General features: G+C 42.7%; 1 protein-coding gene. It reads right to left on the bottom strand.

What is annotated here, in order from left to right; genetic code table 11:
- The coding region (locus EVJ21_RS15300; protein ID WP_201740000.1) for a dynamin family protein at nt 1-386 on the bottom strand (386 nt) is incomplete at both ends.

Raw genomic sequence — 386 nt, 5'->3', positions numbered from 1 at the left:
GTAGAGGACACGCCGATAATATCGAAGTTGGACATATCGTCAAGATTGAATTGGACCTCTTTTACGACTTCGTTCCATTCGTGTGAACTATTCATTCGGTCAATGTGCGTACCAACTAAAAAGACTTTTTTACCATTCGAGACAAATTCATTTAAAAGTTCATGGTCTGTCGTCTCAAGTCCTTTCTGTCCGTTGAACAAATAGAGAATAGCAGAAGACTTTTTGAGCTGCATTCGCGTTGTCTCGAAGGCAGACTTGGTAAGAGAATTCGCCCCTGGCGTATCGACTAAAACCAATTCTTCGTTTAAAAATCGGACTGGCCAATAAAGATCAACCGCCGCCAACGTATCCGTGACCTCATCACCTTGAAACGTCGTGTACTTCTC

Origin of the sequence: Exiguobacterium sp. SH0S2, assembly GCF_004337185.1 — a bacterium.
Taxonomy (GTDB): domain Bacteria; phylum Bacillota; class Bacilli; order Exiguobacteriales; family Exiguobacteriaceae; genus Exiguobacterium; species Exiguobacterium aurantiacum_A.
This window is presented reverse-complemented; position numbering and strand designations above follow the sequence as displayed.